Genomic DNA, 21,706 nt, shown 5'->3' with positions numbered 1-21,706 from the left:
CAACTACCCCCTTTGTGTACTTTCCCTGTAGCGCTGCTCAAATACTATCGGCCATGACCCTATCCACCTCTAAATTTCTGAGAAGCCGGAGAAAATAGTCATGAGTCAATCCAGCGGCCTCAATTTATTTAATTGGGGCGATCCCAAAATAAAGACGCTGCACGTTACCTGGTTTGCGTTTTTCCTGACTTTCGTGGTGTGGTTCTCCCACGCTCCGCTGATGGTCTTTATCAAGGAAGCGTTCGACCTCACCAGCCAGCAAGTAAAAGCCCTGTTAATCCTCAACGTGGCACTCACCATCCCCGCCCGTATCATTATCGGTATGCTGGTGGATAAATTGGGGCCGCGCCTGGTGTACAGCGGGCTGCTGATGACCTCATCTTTAATCTGTTTGGGCTTCGCCACCGCAGACAGTTATGAATCCCTGGCCCTGTTCCGCTTCCTGCTGGGATTTGTGGGTGCCGGCTTTGTAATTGGTATCCGCATGGTGGGTGAATGGTTCCCAGCCAAACAAGTCGGCCTGGCAGAAGGTGTTTACGGCGGCTGGGGGAATTTCGGTTCTGCTGCCGGTGCCATGACCCTACCCACCATCGCCCTGCTGTTCGGCGGTGAAGACGGCTGGCGCTATGCCCTGGGCCTCACCGGCATCATCGCCGGCCTGTACGGCATCATCTACTACCGCGTTGCCCGCAACACTCCTAAAGGTTCCACTTACTTCAAACCGAAAAAGAGCGGCGGCCTGGAAGTTACCAGCAAGCGGGATTTCTACTTCTACCTGCTGATGAATGTGCCCATGTACCTGGCACTGGCAGCGCTGGCTTACAAACTGTCTCCCAGCGGCGTAGCCCTGCTGAGCCAGAATGCCACCTACGTGATGTGGGGCCTACTGGTAGTACTGTTCGCCTTCCAGACCCGCATGATCTGGAATGTAAACAAAGACCACCTGCGCGAAGGTGTGCCCGAGCTGGAGAAATACAACTTCAAGCAGGTAGCCATCCTCGACCTGGCCTACTTCGTCACCTTCGGCTCAGAGCTGGCCGTGGTTTCTATGCTGCCCCTGTTCTTCCTGGAAACCTTTGAAGGATTGAGCCCGGTGAAGGCCGGCCTGCTCGCCTCTGGCTTCGCCTTTATGAACCTGGTGGCTCGCCCAACTGGTGGATACTTCTCTGACAAACTGGGACGCCGCCGCAGCCTGATGTTCCTGATCGGCGGCCTGGCAGTGGGTTACTTTGTACTGAGCCAGATCAACGGCGGCTGGTGGATTCCCGCTGCGGTAGTTGCCACCATGTGCTGCTCTTTCTTCGTGCAGGCCGGTGAGGGTGCCGTATTCGCCGTCGTACCCCTGGTGAAGCGTCGCATGACCGGGCAGATCGCCGGTATGGCCGGAGCCTACGGCAACGTGGGTGCGGTTACTTTCCTTACCGCCCTGTCTTATGTCAGCTACAGCCAGTTCTTCCTGATTATCTGCGGCGCAGCAGCGGTGATCTTCTTCGCCTGCCTGTTCCTGGAGGAGCCCAAAGGCAATATCGCCGAAGTGCTACCGGATGGCACAGTGCAGCTGATTAGCGTGGAGTGATCGGAAAGCTGTTATCAAGCAACAAACGCAAAGGAGGGCCAATGGCCCTTCTTTGTTTTTCGCCGTTGGTCTGAGGGGACGAAAAGAGATAGGAGAAAGCTGTGAGCGAAACCAATTCCGGGGTGCAAACAGAAACCGAGGCAAACCCCGAAGCCCAGACACCGCGATTGAGCCACGGCCTCTGCACTAGTGCCGGCATCAAACCGCAGAACGAAGACGCGGCAATCTATCACTGGCCAGCCAGCCCGCACTTACAGGAATACCTGGGCGCAGTCGCCGCACTGGCCGATGGAGTCAGCTCCGCCGAAGCTGGTGCCCAAGCCAGCCACACCGCCACCGAGCAGTTTGTGCGGGACTATTACAAGGTGCCGGATACCTGGTCTGTGGCCCACGCCGGACAGAAAATCCTCGCCTCCATTAACAGCAAGCTATACCGCAAAAGCCACGACTTTCCCCAACAGGAAAAGGGTTTCCTCTGCACCTTCTCTGCCCTGATTTTTAAATCCCGCACCGCCCACTACTTCCATATCGGCGACAGCCGTATCTATCACCTGCGCGGCGACAACCTTAAATGCCTCACCCGGGACCACAACATCACCCTGGCCCACCGCCAGCAGATGCTATCCCGCGCGCTGGGAATGGATACCGGCCTGCAAGTGGATTACGGTCAGCTCAGCCTGGCTAAGGACGATGTGCTGCTGATTACCAGCGACGGCCTGCACGACTTTATTAAACAGGATCTACTGCGCGAGCTGCTGGCAGAGTCCCAAATAAGCGAACAGGAAACAGCGGAAACCCTGGTGCGCCTCGCCGAGGAAAACGGCAGTGACGATAACCTCTCCGCATTAGTGGTAAAGGTAAAAGCATTGCCACAAACCACCCTGGACGACTACAGCCGCCAGCTTACCCGCCTGCCCTTCCCGCCAGAATTGGAACCGGGCATGGTATTGGATGGTTACCAGGTAGAGCGGGAGCTGTTCTCCTCCCAGCGCAGCCAACTGTACCTGGTGCGCGACAGTGCCACCGGGGAAATCCTGGTAATGAAAACCCCCTCGGTAAATTACGAGGACGATATCCACTATATCGACCGCTTTATTCAGGAGGAGTGGATAGGCCTGCGTATTCGCAGCCCCCAGGTAGTGCGCCTGCACCGCCAGACCCGCCCACGAACCGCGCTCTACTACCTGATGGAGTATGTGCAAGGCAGCACCCTGGAACAGTGGATCACCAATAACCGCTTTCCCAAACCGGCGGAAGCGTTTCGTATCCTTAAGGAAATTGCCACCGGGCTGCAGGCCTTCCACGATCAGGAAACCATTCACCAGGATTTGCGCCCGGCCAATATCATGATCGACGGCGACGGGCGGGTAAAAATTATCGATTTCGGTTCAGTCTACGTAGCCGGCAGTGCCGAGATTTTCCACCCCCTGGAACACCCGGAAGCGCTGGGCACCGCCAGCTACTCCGACCCCCACTATATCCTTGGGCACAACAGCGGTATTCGCGGCGATATCTATGCCCTCGCCACTATTGCCTATGAAATGTTTACCGGCGAACTGCCCTACGGCGAGGAGATCGAAAACAGCCGCTCCCACGCCGACTTCGAACGCCTGCGCTACCGCACCGCCAGCCAGTTTAATCCGGTAGTCCCCATCTGGTTCGACCGCGCCCTGGAGCGCGGATGCAGTATCGACTTGGAACAGCGCTACTCCACCCTGACGGAATTTATACGCGACCTGACCAATCCTAACCCGGATTACCTAAGGGAAGACCCTACTGAGAAAAGAGATGCTTCCCTTTTCTGGAAGATTCTTTGTGGGATTTGGGTGGCTACTTTATTGGCGGTGGCCGCATTGTTTTCGTCTAGTGCGTAAGAGCAGAGCTATCCTAAAAGATTGTCCCGGCTTACAAGTATGCTGTCACAAATATAGCTACAAACGTTCTATTTTTATTGGCAATTTAAGATTGTGTATACTCCATCGTACTCTCTTTATGTTGTATCTTATACAAGAAGTGGCACTTATAGATTTCTTATGGTTTAAACATTCATGCGTAGTTTCGTATGTCCATGGTGATTTATATCATTAATCAATAATTTTTAACCATCTATAATTTTAATTAAATATCTAGGTACGATGTATTCATATACATTACCCGGATTATTTAACCCTAGTCAAAATTAGCACTCTAAATTACATTTATCCTGGCCACTTCGTCTTCTAGTTCATGGTACATATTGAAGACATGATATCATATTGTCTCATTCGAAAGTTTGATCACATACGAACGCTCACCAAGGAAATATAAAATGCGTCTTATAAAAGTAAAAATAAAAAACTTTAGATGCTACAAGGATGAAACATCCTTCCAGTTGGATAATCTAACAGCCATAATTGGAAAAAATGATATTGGGAAATCAGCTGTAATTGAAGCTGTAGATGCATTTTTCAATGATACTATAGAAGCTAATGACCTATCTAACAATGCTGATAACAATTCCATTGAAATAACATGCTACTTTGAAGACATCCCTAAGGAAGTGGTTTTAGATACATCAATAGAAACCTCACCAAAAGATGAGGGGATTCTTAACACAAAAGATCAATTAGAAATTAAAAAAGTATTTACTTTTGCAGCAAGAAAAACAACTTCAATATATTTAAATGCAAATCATCCTTCAGATCAAAGCCTTACAAACTTGCTAAGCATGAAGAACACACCCCTTAAATCTTTTGCCAAGGAACTGGGGGTTAACTTGCAAGGAGTAAATAGTAGTAAGAACCCCGCTCTAAGGGCCGCTATTCGCGAACATGTAGGTGGTGGGCGCCAAATGAGAGAAATAAAAGTCGATGGAAATATAGATAATGAGGATAACATTAAGACTGTTTGGAACTCCCTAAAAAAACTTCTCCCTATTTTCTCCTTATTTAAAACTGACAAAACATTTGATGACAAAGATGGTGACATTAAAGATCCATTGCAGTCAGCAATAAAAGAAGCACTTGCACTACCTCAGATACGGGATCTACTTTCTGAGGTCGAATCAAAAGTTAAGGAATACTCAACAGAGATTGCCGATAGAACGATCGAAAAACTCAAGAATTTTGATAAAGATATCTCAGAAAGACTCAGATCAGAATTCATCAAAACGCCGACTTATGCAAAAGTCTTCGATCTTACACTTTTGAATGAGAATGATATACCCCTCAATAAACGAGGTAGCGGCATAAGGAGATTGGTTGTACTTAGTTTTTTCCAAGCTCAAGCTGAGAAGCGTAAAGCTGAAAAAAATGCTCCATCAATTATCTATGCAATAGAAGAGCCTGAAACTGCACAACATCCTAATCATCAACAAATGATTATTGATGCACTCCACGACTTGAGCAAACAAGATGATGTCCAGGTATTATTCACTACACATAGCGCAAATCTTGTAAGAGAAATACCAGTTAAATCACTACGCTTTATATCTTCTGATGAGAATGGGAAAGTTCAGGTAGAATATGGTTTTGATTCAGCAGCTAACTCAGCAAATGAAGCTGTGATATCAAAGATCATAAATACCCTTGGAATTCTTCCCAATCCATCAGAACGTGTTAAAGCTCTGGTTTATGTTGAAGGCAATCATGATGTGAATGCTCTTAAAAGATACAGTAAAATTTTAAATGAATATGATCCAGATATCATAAATCTTATGCAGTCCAAAACTATCGGTTATGTGATAACTGGGGGTTCTGCGTTGAAGCATTACATTGATCAAAAACACTTAGATGGGCTGGGCAAGCCAGAGATCCATATTTATGACAGTGATGTTGGATCATATGTTACTGCGGTTCAAAAAATTAACGATGAAAATAATCCAATCAAGGTGGCATTTAATACTGAGAAGCTTGAACTAGAAAATTACCTTCATCATGAAGCAATTATTGAGGCTTATGCTGAGAAAGGTACACATATAGAATTAGCCGCATTAGGAGACCAAGATGACGTACCTATGCTTGTTGCTCAAGCAATGAATGTCGCTATAAATAATAACTGGGATGAGCTACCCTCAGAGAAGCAAAAAGAGCTCAGCAGCAATAAGAAAAAACTATTGAATATTACTGCTGTTGAAAAAATGACTATTGAGCGAATAATTGAAAGGGGCGGCTATGATGAGATTGCTAGCTGGCTATCTGCAATAAAAAATATGGCCGTTTAAACATGTATTATGTATTTAACTGAATTGCAGAGCAGGAACACACCCATAGGCAACTGTGGAATCAATTAATATCAACATCAAATATCGAGCATACAATAATTAAAGCCATAGATTCGAGAATATAGCCAAATGAATTATTCATTTTACCCGTTTAAAAATAGACTTGAAGAAATTAATGGGGCAGACTTAAGAAACTTAAAGGAAGTATCTGAAGGTTGGTATATTGACTATAAAGAACGAACCATAAAGGTATCTGATTATGCCAAGCATTTATCGGCTTTCTCTAATCAATATGGTGGATGGCTAATTATCGGAGTCAGGGAAAAAGATAATGGTTCAAGAAAAGCTGGCGAGTTTCCTGGAGTTAAAAACAATGAAGTAGAAAAAATTTTGTTAGCTATAAGGGAGGCAAGTTCCGCACATGTAAATCCTGAAGTATATTATGAAGAAAAAGTTATTGCAGGACCAATAAAAGAGGTCAATTTACCTAAAGATCATTCTGTAATTATTATTGGTATTCCTCAAAGTAACAACACCCCGCATATACATTCGTCTGGTCGAATTTACAGAAGACTTTCAGATCAATCAAAACCAAAAGCAGAAACTGATAGATATATACTCGATGAGTTATGGAAAAGATCTGAAAAATATAAAAAACAAATTATTAAGAAGCTTACTACAGTTCCGGAATTACCAGAAAAGCAATCCTCCCAAACTTGGGGATACATATTCTTTAAGCCTAGGAGTGGGCAGCCACTACCAAAAAATGAACTTGAGTTCGATGATTTCTCTAAAATTATGAGAAACTTAGATAATTCTGTTCATGGGGTACATGCACCACTTAATTCTGTACATACGACGGAAAATGGCTTTGTTGCCCGACAAACATCAAAAATGGACCCAGGATTGGCTGCGCTAACTTTGAGATGGTGGCATGATGGAAGTGTTAGGTTTGATATTCCATTTAGGGTGTACAATTTAAAAGAGTTCTGCAAGGGAAATCACAATAATAAGCATTATTTAGAGTATATCGATATTGTCAAAGAACATGGTTATACCGACATTAAAATTATTGATTACTCTATTTTCTTTCAAATCGTAGCTGCGTTAGCAAACAGCTACATTCATTTGCTAGACATCACCGAAGATAAGCGTGATTACTTTAGCTGTTTCACAATCAAAAACTTATTTTATTCCTCTCCATATATTGACTCAGAAAAATATATTAATAGAACAAAATCGTTATCAATACCACTGACGACAGATAGCGAATTAAAAATTCCCACTGAGCCAACAGAGGATAATATGTTTAAACATAGCTATAAAATGAGAAAAATCCAAGAGGAGAAACCTAACGCAAAACAGGCAAGACCATATATCTTCTCAATTCCGATCGTTTACTCCATTTTCAATAGTGTAGGAATCGTGTCAAAAACAGACGATCTTGTTAATGACCTAAGCCTATATGGACACAATAAAATTAAATAAATACCGGAATAACAATCTAGAAATAATATTGGGTCATCATGAATGAACGTATTCTACAGAATACCGGAAACGTTTAAATAGTAATATACAAACAAACAGAGTTTACTAGACAATCTACCATGTGTTGCTTTCGCGATAAAATAGACAGCCGAGACGGCTCATACTTCACTTAAGCCGTCACTTTACTAAACATTCGAAATTCTAAAATCAATTCTCAAAAATTTACCTCCCTTAACGATCGTTCCTTTTGGACTCTTATATATATTTCCTCACGATGAACGGATAGGGATTTAGGAGCACGTATTCCTATCTTCACCTGATTACCCTTAACTTCCAATACCGTGATGGAGACATTGGCTCCAATTCTTAATTTTTCACCAGTCCTACGTTTTAAGATCAACATAGTTATTTCCTACTGATACTCAAACCATGGATAGACCTTCTCTGATGGAAGGCTGAGAAAGTAACGTTGTGAGGAAATACGAGGTGGTGCACGGGAACGATAGGCATAGAAGAAGAAAAGGCAGGCAATACGCTCCCAGAGCTTGGGGAATCGCACCAAGCCGCTGAATGTACTCCACTTTATTGAAGACGAGCGGGTTTCTAGCGTATGATCCATATAGCCATTTTGATAGTTCGCTTATCAATTTGGTCAGCTGGCCCCTGGTGTTGCTGCACCTTGGGTCAGCGCCTTTTACTTACTGTTACGTCACGCTACCGTTCTCCTGTGAGAGGATGGTTCTTTAGAAAACTCTTAGATATCTTGATTCTCTCGAATCCCTTTGGTCTTTGGTCATCGGTCTACAAAAGGTCACCCAATCCCGGCCAAAATACCAATAAATATCTTTCGATTTTACGCAGCTTTGACACTGAAACAAACTGAATAAAATCCAATAAGATCATTTTTGTGCCTATATTTTTGTTTATTTATGCTGACGAAAATCCAGGCTGCTCATAAAAATAGCAACTTAAATTGGTACTCTTTACAGATCCTCTAGTTGAAGATAAAAAATAATAGATCGATCATTATCGACACACTTTCAGCGATAACAGCAATCCGTTCATCCGCTACATAAAGACTGCCTCAGGTACGATAGTTCTTATTTGCAGTATATTTACTCAGAATATGCTGGGTGATAGGTTTTTTGGTTACAGCAAACCGCTTTGTTCAAATATATATAAAATCGGTATAATGCAGCATTCTTTTAAATACGTTGCTGGCTTCACAAGAGGTATCAAATATATGAATAAAATCATTGCAATACTGGCATCCATCGCTATTACATCATGCGCTAGCAATTCTGATGTTACAAACTTTCAAAGCAAAGGAAACCTAGAAGCGCCTAAGCCAGCTGCCTGTGAGGATATTAACTCGCTCCAAGCCAGTCAAAATCCTGCTGATATATTTTCTGGCATGAAGAAATGCCTAAACTCTGGAAATTATTCAGGTGCAGCAAAAATGTATTACGCTGCCATGACTTATGGAATTTATGATACCAAAAGAGTTAGTGATCAAACAGCACATCAAAGCATCATTATTCTTCGCATGAATACCTTAAGCGGCCTTTCGGAGGAACAGCTTTCTCTTCTTCAATCAGAAATAAATACAATCTTGGAAAGTAATGAACAAGTATGTGAAGCTTTGCGCGCACGGGGGCTACCGACATACCATCCAACATATATGATCCAGCATGGTATTGGTGCTTTCACAGGTAATCAAGCCAATAACGGTCTCATTGAAAACTTTGATAGTCAATCAGCCTGGTCTGAAGCTATTGATAAAACAGTTAAGTGTAAACAAAGCTAATAAATACATGGTATATTCTAATTAGGGGTAAAGAATGAAAAAAATAGCTTTTCTATTAATGATACTTTTCTGTCAATTAAGTATTGCTGAAGAATTATTAAGTGAAGATGAGTTTGTTGAACGATATATCAAAGCTGTTCAAAAAAAGATTGTGGGCATTAAAGCTGAGAAAAAAGATCAGCTAGAAGTCCACTTCGAAAACAATGAGGGTGAAGAGCAGATTTCTTTTTTAAAAAACGCCTATATTTCTTATACAAATAGCCCTGAATCACTTGAAGATATTATTAAACAATATACTGGAAGCTTAGAAGAGCTATTCCAACCAAAAGAAATTAATTTTGGCAAGACACAAATATTCCCAGTCATCAAAAATAGAGATTATATTAGTCAAGTAGCAGCAATGTTTAGAGAAAAAGGTAGTGATGCTCCTTTTCCCTTTTACTTTGAACAGTTAAATGAAGAGCTTTATGTCCTCTATGTATTTGATACTGAAACCTCAATGAGATATATCTCTCAAAAAGATATAGATAAACTACAGATTAAAAATGAAGAGTTACGCACCCTAGCTAAGGAAAACTTACGGAACTCCATTGAATTGCAAATACAAGGCAATCCTGCCTCTTTATCGATGTTACTGGCAGGTGGAAATTATGAAGCCTCATTCATACTTTATGACAAGCTATGGAATAAAGAACAGTTTCCCGTAAAGGGAGATATTGTTGTTTATATTCCATCTAGAGATTTGGTAATAGTAACCGGATCAGAAGATGCTGAAGGCCTCAAACAAGTAAGAAGTATAGTTTATGACCCTGAGAACGAGTGGCCTCATATAGTTTCAGAGAAAGGTTTTGTTCGCAAGGGTGATGCTTGGGAAGTATTGAGTCTTTAACAAACTGATGTAGTGGAATTAAATTAGCTTTCATCTTTTATTGCTTGGAAAAGGTGAAAGCTTGTTTTTCCACTAGGAAAAGATGATATCTATATATGAATAATACATGGAAGTCTGCCAAAGAGGCATGGATAAAAAACGGTATTGAAGGTCAACTTTGGCTACTTGAAAACCGCAGGAAGCGCTCTGGGGAATGATCAATATCATTCCTTTAAAATGGCAGCAGTGTTGGCTGAACCTTCGTTTCGCAGCTTTGCTGTTCCGTTTCGGACCATATTTACGATCTTATAAGTAAAGGGGTGATCGTGGAAGACTCAAGATTTTGGGATTTGGTAGAAAGCGTAACAAAGCGAGTACCCGATATTGAGGAAGTTTTTGATAGATTAGTTGAGGCTGTAAGCAAGCTCACTCCTAATGAAATTATTGCATTCAAGGAAAAGCAGTGCGAACTAAATGACCTCACATACCGTTGGGATATTTGGGCTGTGGCATATATCTTAAATGGTGGCTGTTCCGATGATGGTTTTACTTACTTCAGAGCTGGCTTGATACTTGGAGGACGCGAGAAGTTTGAAGCAGCACTAATAAATCCTGAATCTCTGGCCGATTGGCTACCTGAAGACTTCGAAGCTGAGGACTTCATGTATATAGCTAATGATGCCTACGAGAAGGTCACAGGAGAGGAGTTTCCTTATGACCGCCTTACTTCTGAAGGCAGAGATGATCCCTTTGGCGAAGCGTGGGATGAGGACGATTTACCCAAGCTATACCCGGCTTTGTGCGATAAGTATTTTTGATAGAAATACTTAATACTGAAAGATTTTTCCCATCCCTTGGGTATGTTGTTGCCATTTTGTTGGCACGAAGCTATCAATAAAAAGCAGCCGTTAAATGATGGATTTATGTGTAATTAGGAAAATCTTTCCATGAAATGGAGCAAGCTTAAATCTCTAGTTGAAGAAAAATTTTCTTCATCTTTAGATGGCCGTATTTCAATTTACACCACCAGATAAGGTAATTATACATTTTAATCAAACTTATTTTGACTACACTGTGAGCATCAAATGGAAAAGCGCAAAAAATTACTTTGGTTTAGCCTTCTTACTGTCTCTCTAATTGGAATCGGATTCATACTTGGCATGTTTGGCAGTGCCCTAAAGCCTCCAGCAAATGCTGGTGAACTATCTCCTAGTATTGATATAGCTGACCTGGAGCCGGGTGAAATACTTACTCGGGATGTAAATTATGAGGTGGGAGGGAAGTGGGGCTTTAGATACATAATTTATAAAAACTATGAGTCCGAAATCACAGTTTTTGGCGTTCCCCTCAGAGAAGGCATGGTAAATATGCCAGATATAAAGTGGTGGAGGTGGGGCACAGAATGTAGGAATTTTGGGCCGACCATGAAAAACGGTAAGGTAGTACCACAAAGCCAGTTCAAATGTCATGATCACGAATTAAATACGTGGTTCGCCAAAGAAAATGTCTGGGATCTTGATGGGAATAATCTCGGCAAATATACAGAAGACATGGAAAGAGTAAGATTTTCAATAAAAGGTTTTGACCTTATACTACATATGTATTATTAGAAAATAAATCTACCCAGTCTGTCATAGAGCTTTTTAATGTCTGACCCGCTTCATTATGCGAGAAGTACAATTAAAAACTAATATGGGAAGAACAAATTATTTAGTATGTAGACTTAGTATCGCGATGCTATGTGGGTTCATCTCATATTTGCTGGTAGCGATCTTTCCAGCTCTTATTACCCTAGAACTAGCAAATTTTTATAGAACACTAGGGATGTATTTCCTTTATACCGTCGTTGCTCAATTAGCAGGGTTGTTATTTGTGATATTTAGGAGCAAGCGAATACTGAATATCGCAAACCTAGTCTTAACCTTGATGTGCTTTATACCTGTAATAATTTACTTTATAAAAATAGCTCCAGATGGCCTAAACCCATAAAATTGGTACGATCGAACATTTTCTGCTGAACAACTGTCGCTCTACTGCTACAGAACTTACCGTAAGCTTTGAGTATTCCATTGGGAAGGCAAAGGTACTATTATCCAAATAGATCCTGTTAACGGTTGTGAGTAATGAGAGCAAAGTTACAAGAATTAGTAAATGATAAACCCATAGAGCAAAGCCCTCATTATCTTCTGAGCCAAGAATTAGAGTTCGAATTTTTAAAGTCTAATTTGTCATTTGCGATGGCATTTATAGGCGGTATTGTTACTCTCAAAACTGCTCTTGGTATTGATACACCTATTTCTGAAGGGTTCACCTACTCTTTGACCGCCGCCGTCTTCTCAGCGCTACATGCCTTTCAAGCACAGCAAGAATTAATTAATGACCTACGTAATGGTCGAACACCTAGTAAAGTAAAACGCCTGTTTAGACGTTACCCCGGACCTGTCCTCCTTGGGTTAGCTTTCGGATATGCCTTTATCTATTTCGAAAGCTCACTGCACTAACTGTACAAACTTAATGAATTTTTAAGCACTCCGTTTTAACCGAGTAATTAAGATAGGGGCATGGAGAATCTGACTTAATCTTTGATCCCCATAGGCTGAGGTACAAAGAATATTACGGGTTAAGATGTTAGTGGTGTCCAGAACTGTAGGGCTACGAAGCTGAAGACTTTATACATATAGCCAATGATGCCTAAGAGAAGGTCACAGGAAAAGAGTTCCTTTATGACCGCTTTGTTTCATGGCAAGCATTATGTTCGCACAAGACAATCAAAAAGAAAGCAGCCCTTAGTAATAGAGTTATCATGCGAAGAAAAATGGATAAAAAGTTACTCGGCTTGCTCCCTGGTATAGGTATCTATGTCTATATCCTGGCAACTCAAGAAACTTTAACAGCCTCCAGCGTATTTGGATGGTTGGCTTACTCTATAACCATTGGCTCTATGATATTCTTTGTCATGTTCGCCCCCTATGGTAAGCGGAGCTCGTTCACAGTCTTTGGCCGAGAGCAACGTTATAGGACTCCAGTACCCATTATCCCAGTGAAAGTAGCGCTCAGTATCCTTGGGGCTATAGTAGCCTCTTTAACAATCAGTTTCGTTCTCTACCATGCCAGCCAATAGCCACTTAATAAAGCTTATAAGCGAGATAATTCATTGCATGGCCCACCCCTTCACCACGCGCTATACACTATGACTGAGTTCTTGCATAAGTTTGCATGCTTCGATTGTCAGGTCGCCTTTAAGCGACGAGCTATTGAGGATGCATCATCTGGCTCAGCACACCAGTCTGATTTGAACATCATCCATAAGTGTCCAAATCGCGGTCCTCTTAACTGCCACCCGGATACCAAAGGTTTAAGCTGACCCACTTGCGCATCACAGAGCGTTGGCCCAAAGCCGCTATAATCAAACTCGCTAGATAGGCTCCGCCTAGTTTGTAATATTATTTGCGAGCTGCATGACAGCTCGGTCAACCTTAGCGTTATACAGTGGTAGATGTCTGTCCATGCGTTCGACCACAACCAGACGCGAACGGAGAAGAATCGAAAAATGAATAGTGAGCAGGCCGAAGCTTTTCTGGATGAGATGGCCAAAGCGGTATGTGATCCAAACGCTGATTCTAAGGTCACCGACCGCTACTTTACCGAAGACTTCGTGCAGGTTATCGACGACACAACGATTGGGCGATCGCAACTCGATTCGCGTATCAATTTGCTCCGAATGGAGTACTCGGCCGTCAGGTTCGATTACCTTTCCGTAATTGGTGAGGGCGATCGGATAGCTGATATGCATCTGGTGCGCGCGAAGGCGAAAGATAGCCAACAGCTCACAATCAAGGTAATCAGCCTGTATACGCTAAGAGACGGCCGGATCTCGCGCGCCGAATCCCTTAGCCGCCTTATCGAAGGGACTGCGGAAGACCTGCAATTACTCGTGCGTGGTGAATGAGGCGATCGGACGGGGTGGACCTTGGTTTCACTGGAGACGATAACGCAAACCGCCTCCGGGTATCGTTTTGGCGAAGTCCTCCAACTTCCTCTCGAATTGCTTAATCAGCTTAAGAGTCACCCAGAGATTCATGATCATCGAAGGCAACACCCAAGTGCTAACCGAAGCATCCCCCTGTCCGGTATTCACGTGCCGGCTGGCATGAAGACATACCACATAACAAATGACTATGGTTATTCGTCAAGCTTTTAAGCCATATTTTCATCCCTATAGGTGTTGTTATTCACCATGGTAGTCAGGATGATAAATTACTTTCTCATACATGCAATTAGAGCCACATTCTTAAATTTTCCAACGTCGACTAGACGTTTCTACATTGGCTTTAATATGAAGTGGGACTTGATAGCAACAATGTGGAAATACACAGGACCATACGCACACGATGTCGACCTACCCATATATAGTAAGTGAGCGCTCTTCGCACTATAAAGGCTACAGCGATTTAGCTCACGAGAAATGGTTTTGTTTGAACGACTGAGTTGTTGCGCAATGGCTCTGGCTGTATAGTTCTGGCCCGTTGAGGACTTTAATCTGATATCGTTCGTTGAGGGTTAGCTGGCTGGTGCAGGTTCCATGGGATTGCTGGCTTATTTGCGTGGAAGTTAACCAGCCTACAGCCAACTTTCCTCCTTGGCTATCACCAAGTGTGTCGCTTTTAGTGGGGGTCTAGGATTTATGTACTGCAATATATAGGAAAATACCGAATTACAAAACACGGATTATTTACAAACAAATCATTGGGAAACAAATTTCAAGCCCGCGCTGCCCACAAAAGAACTGTTTAATATCAGTATTCCATATGCAAAGGCTATCCAATATAACAAAGTCGCCCTGCATAATTTTTGCTACTGCCATTATTGAGCTATCTGATTCTGATGCTACTGTTAAGTTTGGTAAATATGGGGTATTGGATTGAAAACCGAATAATGCAAGTATATTGTAGACTTCTGTAGCCGTTGGACCATAGCTAAGTACGCTATAGTCAAATCCAGCTATTCCTCTACTAGTAAAAGTCAAACTATTAATAAATATTTCTCTTTCTATTTCCGATAATGCATTCAAAGGTGATTTCTCAGTTGGAGTAATCTCTAAGTATTTTTCTAATTCTAATTGATTTTTTATTGGAGCAAGCTGGTAATCCTTTTCTCTCTTATCCATCCAATATTTTTGTTTTTGTTTAATTAAACTACTGCGCGTAAATTTTTCGCCTTGACTTTTTAGTGAAGTATCTAGAGAGAACACTGGCTGTAAGAAAAAGAAAGATAGTACTGCAATAACTAAAATAGTTAGTGTGAATGCCTTCATATTATGCCTATTTGTAAACGATGACATTTGGTTCAACGCAATAATAGCGCTAATGATAGATATTAAGTGACTATATTGGCAATCTGAGTGACAAGCTTTAAAGTCTATCTCAAACCTGTTGAAAGAGAGTAATTTTGCTCTTACAAACCTAAAAAATGTGACCAGATCTCTAATTTACTTATTAAGGTATCAATTTTTCAGCCCTTGATGCCAGCATTATCATCTACAGGTTTAGCTGTTTTACAATGCTAATGGCATTCTTGATACGTCTACGAGTTTATTTTTCATTACATAGAAATATTGAGTAGTGATGTTATCAATCTCGGTAAAGTCCATTAGCCACCCCCATTCATTACAGATATTTGTTTTTCAGAACGATTCAAACCGACATTCCTGAGAGCATTATTCAGTGCTTCAGGTTCTCCCTCTCGTGGCCAACCAACAAAGTATTCGATAAATTTACCATCAGAAAAGAAATAAAATGCCGGAGTTCCTATGTTGCTACGCAACTCAGGTAACTCAGACCATGGTGGAGTCTCATGCATCAAACCTGTGGGTAAGCTTGGATAATTTCGCGACCAATCTAGGAACCCCTCAATATACAGTTTACCCCTAGGCTCAGTGAGCCAATATGAGTATTCAGAGAAGATCTCTAATAGCTCCTCATCAACAATAATATGTTGAGCTGCTGAAATGGAAAAACTACATAAGGGGTTTGATGCAACCAAAATGAATGGGCCATTGTCTGGTATGCTAAAAGCACTCTGTTTAATAGAGTTCTTCTCGACTTTCCAAATTGTAGGATGCCTAGATGTTTTTTCGCTAACCCTATGAACTTCCGGTATAACTTGTAAATATCCAGAACTTTTTTGTTCAACCATATTACTGGCTAATTCAAATTGTCGAGTTGCAATATAGGCCTCCTGCAGAGCAACTAAGTGACGCTCTTTCACAAGATTCTTTATCTTTAAATAATGTAATACTCTAGCCATATCTTTGGCGTAATTGACATCTGGATCATAAGCAATAGCGGTTTTTGTAGCTTGAAATAGGTATTCCAGTTCAATTCCACTAAAATCACTTAAGGCTTCAGAATTTATAATGGGACTAAAGTTATCTGAGTAAAACTTCTTAGCTAATTTGTTCCCACTTGGATCCATTCGTGTATCTTTGTAGATTTGATTTATTTGGTTGTAAAGGCTCTTTATTGGTTTATTTGTACTTGCCCAAACCCCAAAGCTTGCATTAAAAATTAGCATTACAAAAACCAATATTTTAACATTATTCATTTTTTTAATCATCTATTTTAAAAAAGGAGATGAGGTTACTATTATTTCTTACTGCGAAATCCTGCATCTACTACAACTGTGAAAATCGAATTGAAATTGAAGCATGTAAATATTTCAGTAATCTAACCAATAGACCTCGTCATAATGTAAATTTTAGATTCGTAAACCCAAGTATGATTTTGAAATCTCATCTAATTAGATAACAATCTCAATATATAGAGCTAACTCTTCTAGCCTTCTTGATATCCCCACTTAGTTGAGTGGGGATATCAACCTAACTAACTATCAGGTGCACCAAGCAGGAAAGCAAGTTTGAAATGGAGTAAAAAGACAGGAAAATTGGTTAATAGGGCTATTCCACCTACATTGATAATCAAGCAACTGGGATGCGACTGGCATAGTATCGGCCGCATTCATTATCGATTTATCCGGTCCGGATGTTACTGATAAACCTGGTAAAAATGGAGTGACGGATTGAGACCCGAATAGCGCTAAAATGCTATAAACTTCGGTAACACTCGGTCCATAAGTAAGTGCACTGTAATCAAATGAAGCGAGACCTTTTTTGGTAAAGACCAAGCTATTAATAAATATATCTCGCTCTATTTCCGGCAGAACTCTCAGAGGACTATTATCTATTGGAGTAATAGCTAAATAGTTTTCCAAATCAACTTCATTTTTTATTGGGGCCAATAAAAAATCCATTTCTATTTTGGCTTTATACCCAGATGACACATCTGTAGAAAGTGCTTGGTGAGAGAGAAGCGAGAATAATATTGCAACTACCGATAGGTGTAAGTTTAATTTTTTCATTTAACGCGTCCTTACGAAAAAACAAATATTGAAATTGACACAAAATTTACAACATGATTATTTTGCAGTTACTGTTGCTAGTAAGTCAATAAAGGCAAGTTAATTTTTTACCATTTGGCGTATAAAGCATCACATTATTAAACCAGCGATGCTAGATCCAGCAGTAAGTCTCTAATATTAAATTTACAGGTTTTATTGGCGATAACATCGACTTCTTTGCCTCCCTAAAGTGAGCAATTTCGACAGCATTCAGCTGGTCAGCTTTGGCGAGTTGCTCTGTTGACTTTACAAAGTTTCTTACATTTGAATGATTGCAAACAACTATAGGCAGTCCCGCCTTGTGAGCAGCACAGACAAACTCCAATTCAAGCCTTCCGGTGGACTCGATAAGTACTCTTCTGGGTTTAAGGCACTACAGTTGTTGAATGGTGTCCTTAATACCATATTTATCATTGGTAACAGTAAAGAATTGGCCAGTTGATATCACAAAAATATCGAGCTGTATGCTACTAGCATCGATACCGACATTAATCTCTTGAGGTTCCATAAAATAAAGGTATTTCGGCCTCACTATTCGGGCTTGAGTCCCACATGACTATTCGAGTTATGCCTAATGAGTGTCTGTTACGTTCATACTTGTTATCGGCCTTTATGAACCGACAATGCAACGAACTGTGGCAGAAAAGATCTTCGGTGACCGGCGAAGGTGTGTCTCAATTTACCCGTTAACGAAAAGGGTTTTCAACATTTGAATCGAACTAGAACAACCATACAAACGCAGCTTTCATCTGCAAATAGCGCGGGTTGGGACGATCTATACACCGCTTCGCTCTGTTTCGGCCGCCCATATGCTCAGCGTTATATTCCACCCAATTTCAACCCTGCCTGTTGGCGACACGCTTGCAATAATTTTGTAACGGAACTCTCGTTACCTATGATTCTTGCTATGGCAACTGCACCAATGAGCATTGCAGTTACTGACAAAATATCATCTTCGGCGCAATCAATATAACTTTTAGCATACTCCAAAATTGCTTTATTCATGCCATCTTAGATGCTTGCATAAGTTGCTTTTGTTTCTTCATCATGGATAACTATGCCCGTAGCCTGACTTCTGTTTAATCACCTTGGTCATTTCTGACCGAGGCGCAGCTATGTTTCACCACTTCTTTTCCCTGCGATGGTGGCTAGCGGATTGGGCCTACTTATGAGTCAGCGGCAATACTGACAGCTTCATATCAGCAGGTTACACAGATCTCCCCTGATAAGGGTGTGACTTTCACCACACAATTTCATCATTTACTCTACCCATTAGATCACATGGCTTCAGTGCCCTTGACCACCTCGCCTCTAGGCTAAGCATTAAATGATATTTCTATTCGGTAATTTGTAGTTTTTCAGTGGCCCCCTCCCCCTAAGATCTCACCATTTTGCAGTTGCCATTCGCTGGTAGTTAGCATTTAATGGAGTGCCATTAAATGCTGATCTTCCTACAGGGAACTTTCACCCTATTAGTTCACGCCTATGCTGGGCGTACCAAGTGCATGCAATCTGATCTGCGGTTGCTGTCACCTTTTTTGTCAAAACCCTGACAAAAAGATGCCAGTAGCCTCCGGCAATTGAGGCAAGCGTATCTTTCATCGTAATTGGCGCTAATTATTATGCTCTTTAAGGGATCGTGTAAATGTAAGCGTTGGCGGGTTGAGGTTCAGTTAGCTGGACCACTCGAAGGTTTGAATCCGCGCATTTGCGATTGTAATTATTGCCAAGCCAACCCGTCACTTATTATTAGTGATCCGAATATGTCAGTGGTTTTCATTGGTGATGGGATTTTAACTAAACAAAATGGTGATCAGCTTGCTAATTTCTACCATTGTAAAGCTTGTAATGAACTGCTAGCCGTAGGCTGCAATATAAATGGTCGGCTTCGCGGAGCAGTAAATTCTAATTTATTGCAAGACGTGAATCAACTTGGCAACCCTATTCAAATTCAGCCAAGACTGTTGAGTGCCGCTGAAAAGCTTGAACGCTGGGATAAGTTGTGGGGTGTTCTTAATGGGTTTTGAAACTTAAAATGTTAAGGCTTTCGTACGCTTCGGTCCGCAGCATGAGGTTTTATGAGTCAGGGAGAAAAAAACAGCGCCGATAACGCCTTGGCATTTATACAGGAACTGATATGACTAGGTCTGATAAGTTCTGGGATAGAAAAGCAGAGGAGTATGCTAGGAGCCCTATTTCTGACGAAGCAAGTTATCAGAAGAAGCTCTCAGATACCCAGAAATTCTTTACGCCTGATATGAATATTTTGGAGTTTGGTTGCGGAACAGGAACTACAGCGATTTGCCACGCTCCACATGTGCAACATATTGAAGCGGTAGATATCTCTGAAAATATGCTTGAGATTGGCCGAACTAAGGCCAGGGAAGCCTGTATCGATAATATTAGATTTACCAGAGGTACATTAACCGAATTCAATGCTGAGTCTGCAAGTTTTGATGCAGTATTGGGTTTAAATGTTATTCACTTACTACCGGATAGAAGAGATGTTTTGGCAGAAACTGCTAGAATCCTCAAGCCTGGTGGTGTTTTCGTGAGTAGTACCGTTTGTATGGGTAATTCCTATATACGGTTTATTAAGCTCTTAGCACCTCTGGGAAAATTCATGGGCATAATGCCCGATGTCTTCATCCTAACAAAAGTAAAATTAGAGAAAGAAATTCAAGACGCTGGTTTTACCATTGAAGTTATATGGCAGCATGGAATGCATGACATGGTAGTTTTCATTATTGCGCGTAAAATATGAATGATATTTCTAAAACTTCGTTATGTCTCCAGAAATACAAACCATACTTAGATACTTAACAGTGAGGATACTCAAATGAATACAAATGCAGTTTGTTGGTTTGAAATTTATGTAAATGATATGGTTCGTGCAAAGTCCTTTTATGAAGCTGTTCTCAAGCAGCAGTTAACTCGACTAGACAATCCTGACGAAGTAAAAGACTTCCCTCAACCCGAGATGTGGGCATTTCCAATGAAACAAGAGCCGGGTGCAAGTGGAGCAATTTGTAAAATGGAGGGTGTTGAAGCTGGAGGTAATAGCACTCTAGCGTATTTTGATAGCGAAGATTGTTCTGTTGAACTGGCCAGAGTTGAGCCAGCAGGTGGGAAGGTAGTAGTGCCTAAAATGTCTATTGGGGAGCATGGTTTTATCGCAATAGCGCAAGATACCGAAGGAAATAATATCGGTTTTCATTCTATGAAATAGCCAGTTATCACCAGTAAACATTAATTCACATAACTGGTTACTTAAATATCGTGCATTGCCTTCATCAAGGCACTAAGTTGTGCTCAAATTAAGCCGGCTTACCCTATTGATGAAATTAAAATAAGCGTGGAATAGCTACGGCTAGCAATTATGTGCAGTTAACGTTTTTGGCTAGCCTTACTAAAGTAGCCCACTACCATCCCGTATCCAAAGTGCAACTGACAAAGCCGTTACAAACTAAAGAACCATTTATCACAGTGCAAGAGGATGAGTTTTGAAAGGATTTAGAATTCTGACCTCCACTTTATTTCTACTCACCAGCTCTATCGCTTTATCAAGTAGCATTAGTGTGCAAAAAGTTTCTGAACACCTACATATCTTGAGTGGAAAAGAGTACGGAACGAATATTGGCTTAATATCAACGGAAAATGGATTGGTACTCATTGATCCTATGCCAGGAAATAATCAGTTAAGTGCATTAGATGAAACAATTCGATCAATTTACGATAAGCCTATCTCCTTCATCTTAAACACACACACGCATTCCGACCACACCGGTGGAAACGCGCACTTTGAAAAGCAAGGTGGAAAATTGATAGAGAGCAGCTTCAATTTAGATGAACTCACTAACATTAAAGTCAAGTCTCATACAACAATCGACAATATTTATTACCATAAGGAAAGTAATTCTATATTTGTCGGTGATGTATTCGATACCAGCTGGCACCCAACATTTTATGCTGGTGGAATTAAAGGTTTTAATGAAGCCATTGAGGCCATTTTAAATCTGGGCGATGATCAGAGCTTGGTAATACCGGGGCATGGCGCTCCAGCAAACAAGCCATCTTTGCTTGAATTCAGGAAAAATACTTTTACATGGATAAATAAAATTCAAGAGCTTCATCAAAAAGGGTTGGGTGTGGAACAAATAATGATTGACGCACAAGTTAAAGATATTTTGGAGAAGTTCAATATAAATAATAAATCCCCATTCCTACCTCATAAAGCTTATAAAAGATTTATAGAAAGAACTATTTTAGTGATTAATGAAGAAAATAATAGTTAACAAGAAGTCTTATCAG

Annotated in this window: 19 protein-coding genes and 1 pseudogene; 15 read left to right on the top strand and 5 right to left on the bottom strand. The window is 41.3% G+C overall.

All coding sequences use genetic code 11. From position 1 onward, the window contains the following. The first annotated feature begins 100 nt into the window (after nucleotides 1-100). From ACJJJA_RS01915 to ACJJJA_RS01900, 4 genes are all read left to right on the top strand, one after another. Entirely contained in the window at nucleotides 101-1,576 is a 1,476-nt protein-coding gene (locus tag ACJJJA_RS01915) for a NarK family nitrate/nitrite MFS transporter (RefSeq protein ID WP_444903609.1), read from the top strand. A gap of 101 nt (nucleotides 1,577-1,677) precedes the next feature. Further along, nucleotides 1,678-3,450 carry a bifunctional protein-serine/threonine kinase/phosphatase gene (locus ACJJJA_RS01910; RefSeq protein WP_444903608.1) on the top strand — a complete coding sequence of 591 codons (1,773 nt, stop codon included), beginning with the start codon at nucleotides 1,678-1,680 and terminating at the stop codon, nucleotides 3,448-3,450. Nucleotides 3,451-3,884: 434 nt separating this feature from the next. Continuing rightward, nucleotides 3,885-5,777 (top strand): ATP-binding protein, encoded by a 1,893-nt coding sequence (locus ACJJJA_RS01905; protein WP_444903607.1) that lies wholly within the window; start codon nucleotides 3,885-3,887, stop codon nucleotides 5,775-5,777. Nucleotides 5,778-5,906: 129 nt separating this feature from the next. After that, nucleotides 5,907-7,265 carry an AlbA family DNA-binding domain-containing protein gene (locus ACJJJA_RS01900; protein WP_444903606.1) on the top strand — a complete coding sequence of 453 codons (1,359 nt, stop codon included), beginning with the start codon at nucleotides 5,907-5,909 and terminating at the stop codon, nucleotides 7,263-7,265. A gap of 214 nt (nucleotides 7,266-7,479) precedes the next feature. Here the strand turns inward: ACJJJA_RS01900 and csrA are convergent, their stop codons facing one another. Next, the gene (gene csrA / locus ACJJJA_RS01895; RefSeq protein ID WP_444903605.1) at nucleotides 7,480-7,668 is read right to left on the bottom strand and encodes a carbon storage regulator CsrA; all 189 of its coding nucleotides are present in this window, start codon (nucleotides 7,666-7,668) and stop codon (nucleotides 7,480-7,482) included. 840 nt (nucleotides 7,669-8,508) lie between these two features. Here csrA and ACJJJA_RS01890 point away from each other — a divergent pair. From ACJJJA_RS01890 to ACJJJA_RS01860, 7 genes and pseudogenes are all read left to right on the top strand, one after another. After that, on the top strand, nucleotides 8,509-9,072 hold the full coding sequence (locus ACJJJA_RS01890) for a hypothetical protein (protein WP_444903604.1): 564 nt from the start codon (nucleotides 8,509-8,511) through the stop codon (nucleotides 9,070-9,072). 34 nt (nucleotides 9,073-9,106) lie between these two features. Continuing rightward, nucleotides 9,107-9,961 carry a DUF1444 family protein gene (locus tag ACJJJA_RS01885; RefSeq protein WP_444903603.1) on the top strand — a complete coding sequence of 285 codons (855 nt, stop codon included), beginning with the start codon at nucleotides 9,107-9,109 and terminating at the stop codon, nucleotides 9,959-9,961. A 305-nt stretch (nucleotides 9,962-10,266) separates the two neighbouring features. Then, nucleotides 10,267-10,758 (top strand): DUF4240 domain-containing protein, encoded by a 492-nt coding sequence (locus ACJJJA_RS01880; protein WP_444903602.1) that lies wholly within the window; start codon nucleotides 10,267-10,269, stop codon nucleotides 10,756-10,758. Nucleotides 10,759-10,887: 129 nt separating this feature from the next. Then, nucleotides 10,888-10,968, top strand: a pseudogene (locus ACJJJA_RS01875) (SF0329 family protein); the annotation flags it as partial. 57 nt (nucleotides 10,969-11,025) lie between these two features. Beyond that, nucleotides 11,026-11,550, top strand: a complete 525-nt coding sequence (locus ACJJJA_RS01870; RefSeq protein WP_444903601.1) for a hypothetical protein — start codon at nucleotides 11,026-11,028, stop codon at nucleotides 11,548-11,550. A gap of 513 nt (nucleotides 11,551-12,063) precedes the next feature. Continuing rightward, the gene (locus tag ACJJJA_RS01865) at nucleotides 12,064-12,441 is read left to right on the top strand and encodes a hypothetical protein (protein ID WP_444903600.1); all 378 of its coding nucleotides are present in this window, start codon (nucleotides 12,064-12,066) and stop codon (nucleotides 12,439-12,441) included. Nucleotides 12,442-13,490: 1,049 nt separating this feature from the next. Continuing rightward, nucleotides 13,491-13,889: a nuclear transport factor 2 family protein gene (locus ACJJJA_RS01860; protein WP_444903599.1), complete on the top strand. Its 399-nt coding sequence runs from the start codon at nucleotides 13,491-13,493 to the stop codon at nucleotides 13,887-13,889. A 783-nt stretch (nucleotides 13,890-14,672) separates the two neighbouring features. Here the strand turns inward: ACJJJA_RS01860 and ACJJJA_RS01855 are convergent. The 4 genes from ACJJJA_RS01855 to ACJJJA_RS01840 form a co-directional block, all read right to left on the bottom strand. Further along, nucleotides 14,673-15,254 (bottom strand): hypothetical protein, encoded by a 582-nt coding sequence (locus ACJJJA_RS01855; protein ID WP_444903598.1) that lies wholly within the window; start codon nucleotides 15,252-15,254, stop codon nucleotides 14,673-14,675. A gap of 335 nt (nucleotides 15,255-15,589) precedes the next feature. Beyond that, nucleotides 15,590-16,543 (bottom strand): hypothetical protein, encoded by a 954-nt coding sequence (locus ACJJJA_RS01850; RefSeq protein WP_444903597.1) that lies wholly within the window; start codon nucleotides 16,541-16,543, stop codon nucleotides 15,590-15,592. Between the two features lie 285 nt (nucleotides 16,544-16,828). Next, entirely contained in the window at nucleotides 16,829-17,356 is a 528-nt protein-coding gene (locus tag ACJJJA_RS01845) for a hypothetical protein (RefSeq protein WP_444903596.1), read from the bottom strand. A gap of 858 nt (nucleotides 17,357-18,214) precedes the next feature. Further along, nucleotides 18,215-18,400, bottom strand: a complete 186-nt coding sequence (locus ACJJJA_RS01840) for a hypothetical protein (protein WP_444903595.1) — start codon at nucleotides 18,398-18,400, stop codon at nucleotides 18,215-18,217. 689 nt (nucleotides 18,401-19,089) lie between these two features. On the opposite strand from ACJJJA_RS01840, the gene ACJJJA_RS01835 reads away from it, so the two are divergent. The 4 genes from ACJJJA_RS01835 to ACJJJA_RS01820 all read left to right on the top strand — a co-directional run bounded on the left by ACJJJA_RS01835 (nucleotide 19,090) and on the right by ACJJJA_RS01820 (nucleotide 21,690). Beyond that, nucleotides 19,090-19,422, top strand: a complete 333-nt coding sequence (locus ACJJJA_RS01835) for a hypothetical protein (protein ID WP_444903594.1) — start codon at nucleotides 19,090-19,092, stop codon at nucleotides 19,420-19,422. Nucleotides 19,423-19,532: 110 nt separating this feature from the next. Further along, nucleotides 19,533-20,159, top strand: a complete 627-nt coding sequence (locus ACJJJA_RS01830; RefSeq protein ID WP_252084103.1) for a class I SAM-dependent methyltransferase — start codon at nucleotides 19,533-19,535, stop codon at nucleotides 20,157-20,159. 75 nt (nucleotides 20,160-20,234) lie between these two features. Next, complete coding sequence (locus ACJJJA_RS01825) at nucleotides 20,235-20,624, top strand: VOC family protein (protein WP_444903593.1); 390 nt, start codon at nucleotides 20,235-20,237, stop codon at nucleotides 20,622-20,624. A gap of 274 nt (nucleotides 20,625-20,898) precedes the next feature. Then, a complete protein-coding gene (locus tag ACJJJA_RS01820) occupies nucleotides 20,899-21,690 on the top strand; it encodes an MBL fold metallo-hydrolase (protein WP_444903592.1) in 792 nt (263 codons plus the stop codon). Nucleotides 21,691-21,706: the final 16 nt, after the last annotated feature.

The sequence above is a fragment of the Microbulbifer mixtoriginis (SeqCode) genome, assembly GCF_052466865.1.
The sequence above is the reverse complement of the archived record's forward strand: the minus strand, read 5'-3'. Positions and strand labels throughout refer to the sequence as shown.

Bases quoted from the DNA above. Each gene is read 5' to 3' on its own strand.
- ACJJJA_RS01905 (WP_444903607.1), top strand. From the start codon at position 3,885: ATGCGTCTTATAAAAGTAAAAATAAAAAACTTTAGATGCTACAAGGAT.
- ACJJJA_RS01850 (WP_444903597.1), bottom strand. From the start codon at position 16,543: ATGAATAATGTTAAAATATTGGTTTTTGTAATGCTAATTTTTAATGCA.
- ACJJJA_RS01865 (WP_444903600.1), top strand. From the start codon at position 12,064: ATGAGAGCAAAGTTACAAGAATTAGTAAATGATAAACCCATAGAGCAA.
- ACJJJA_RS01885 (WP_444903603.1), top strand. From the start codon at position 9,107: ATGAAAAAAATAGCTTTTCTATTAATGATACTTTTCTGTCAATTAAGT.
- ACJJJA_RS01840 (WP_444903595.1), bottom strand. From the start codon at position 18,400: ATGAATAAAGCAATTTTGGAGTATGCTAAAAGTTATATTGATTGCGCC.
- ACJJJA_RS01860 (WP_444903599.1), top strand. From the start codon at position 13,491: ATGAATAGTGAGCAGGCCGAAGCTTTTCTGGATGAGATGGCCAAAGCG.
- ACJJJA_RS01855 (WP_444903598.1), bottom strand. From the start codon at position 15,254: ATGAAGGCATTCACACTAACTATTTTAGTTATTGCAGTACTATCTTTC.
- ACJJJA_RS01915 (WP_444903609.1), top strand. From the start codon at position 101: ATGAGTCAATCCAGCGGCCTCAATTTATTTAATTGGGGCGATCCCAAA.
- csrA (WP_444903605.1), bottom strand. From the start codon at position 7,668: ATGTTGATCTTAAAACGTAGGACTGGTGAAAAATTAAGAATTGGAGCC.
- ACJJJA_RS01890 (WP_444903604.1), top strand. From the start codon at position 8,509: ATGAATAAAATCATTGCAATACTGGCATCCATCGCTATTACATCATGC.
- ACJJJA_RS01830 (WP_252084103.1), top strand. From the start codon at position 19,533: ATGACTAGGTCTGATAAGTTCTGGGATAGAAAAGCAGAGGAGTATGCT.
- ACJJJA_RS01845 (WP_444903596.1), bottom strand. From the start codon at position 17,356: ATGAAAAAATTAAACTTACACCTATCGGTAGTTGCAATATTATTCTCG.
- ACJJJA_RS01870 (WP_444903601.1), top strand. From the start codon at position 11,026: ATGGAAAAGCGCAAAAAATTACTTTGGTTTAGCCTTCTTACTGTCTCT.
- ACJJJA_RS01825 (WP_444903593.1), top strand. From the start codon at position 20,235: ATGAATACAAATGCAGTTTGTTGGTTTGAAATTTATGTAAATGATATG.
- ACJJJA_RS01900 (WP_444903606.1), top strand. From the start codon at position 5,907: ATGAATTATTCATTTTACCCGTTTAAAAATAGACTTGAAGAAATTAAT.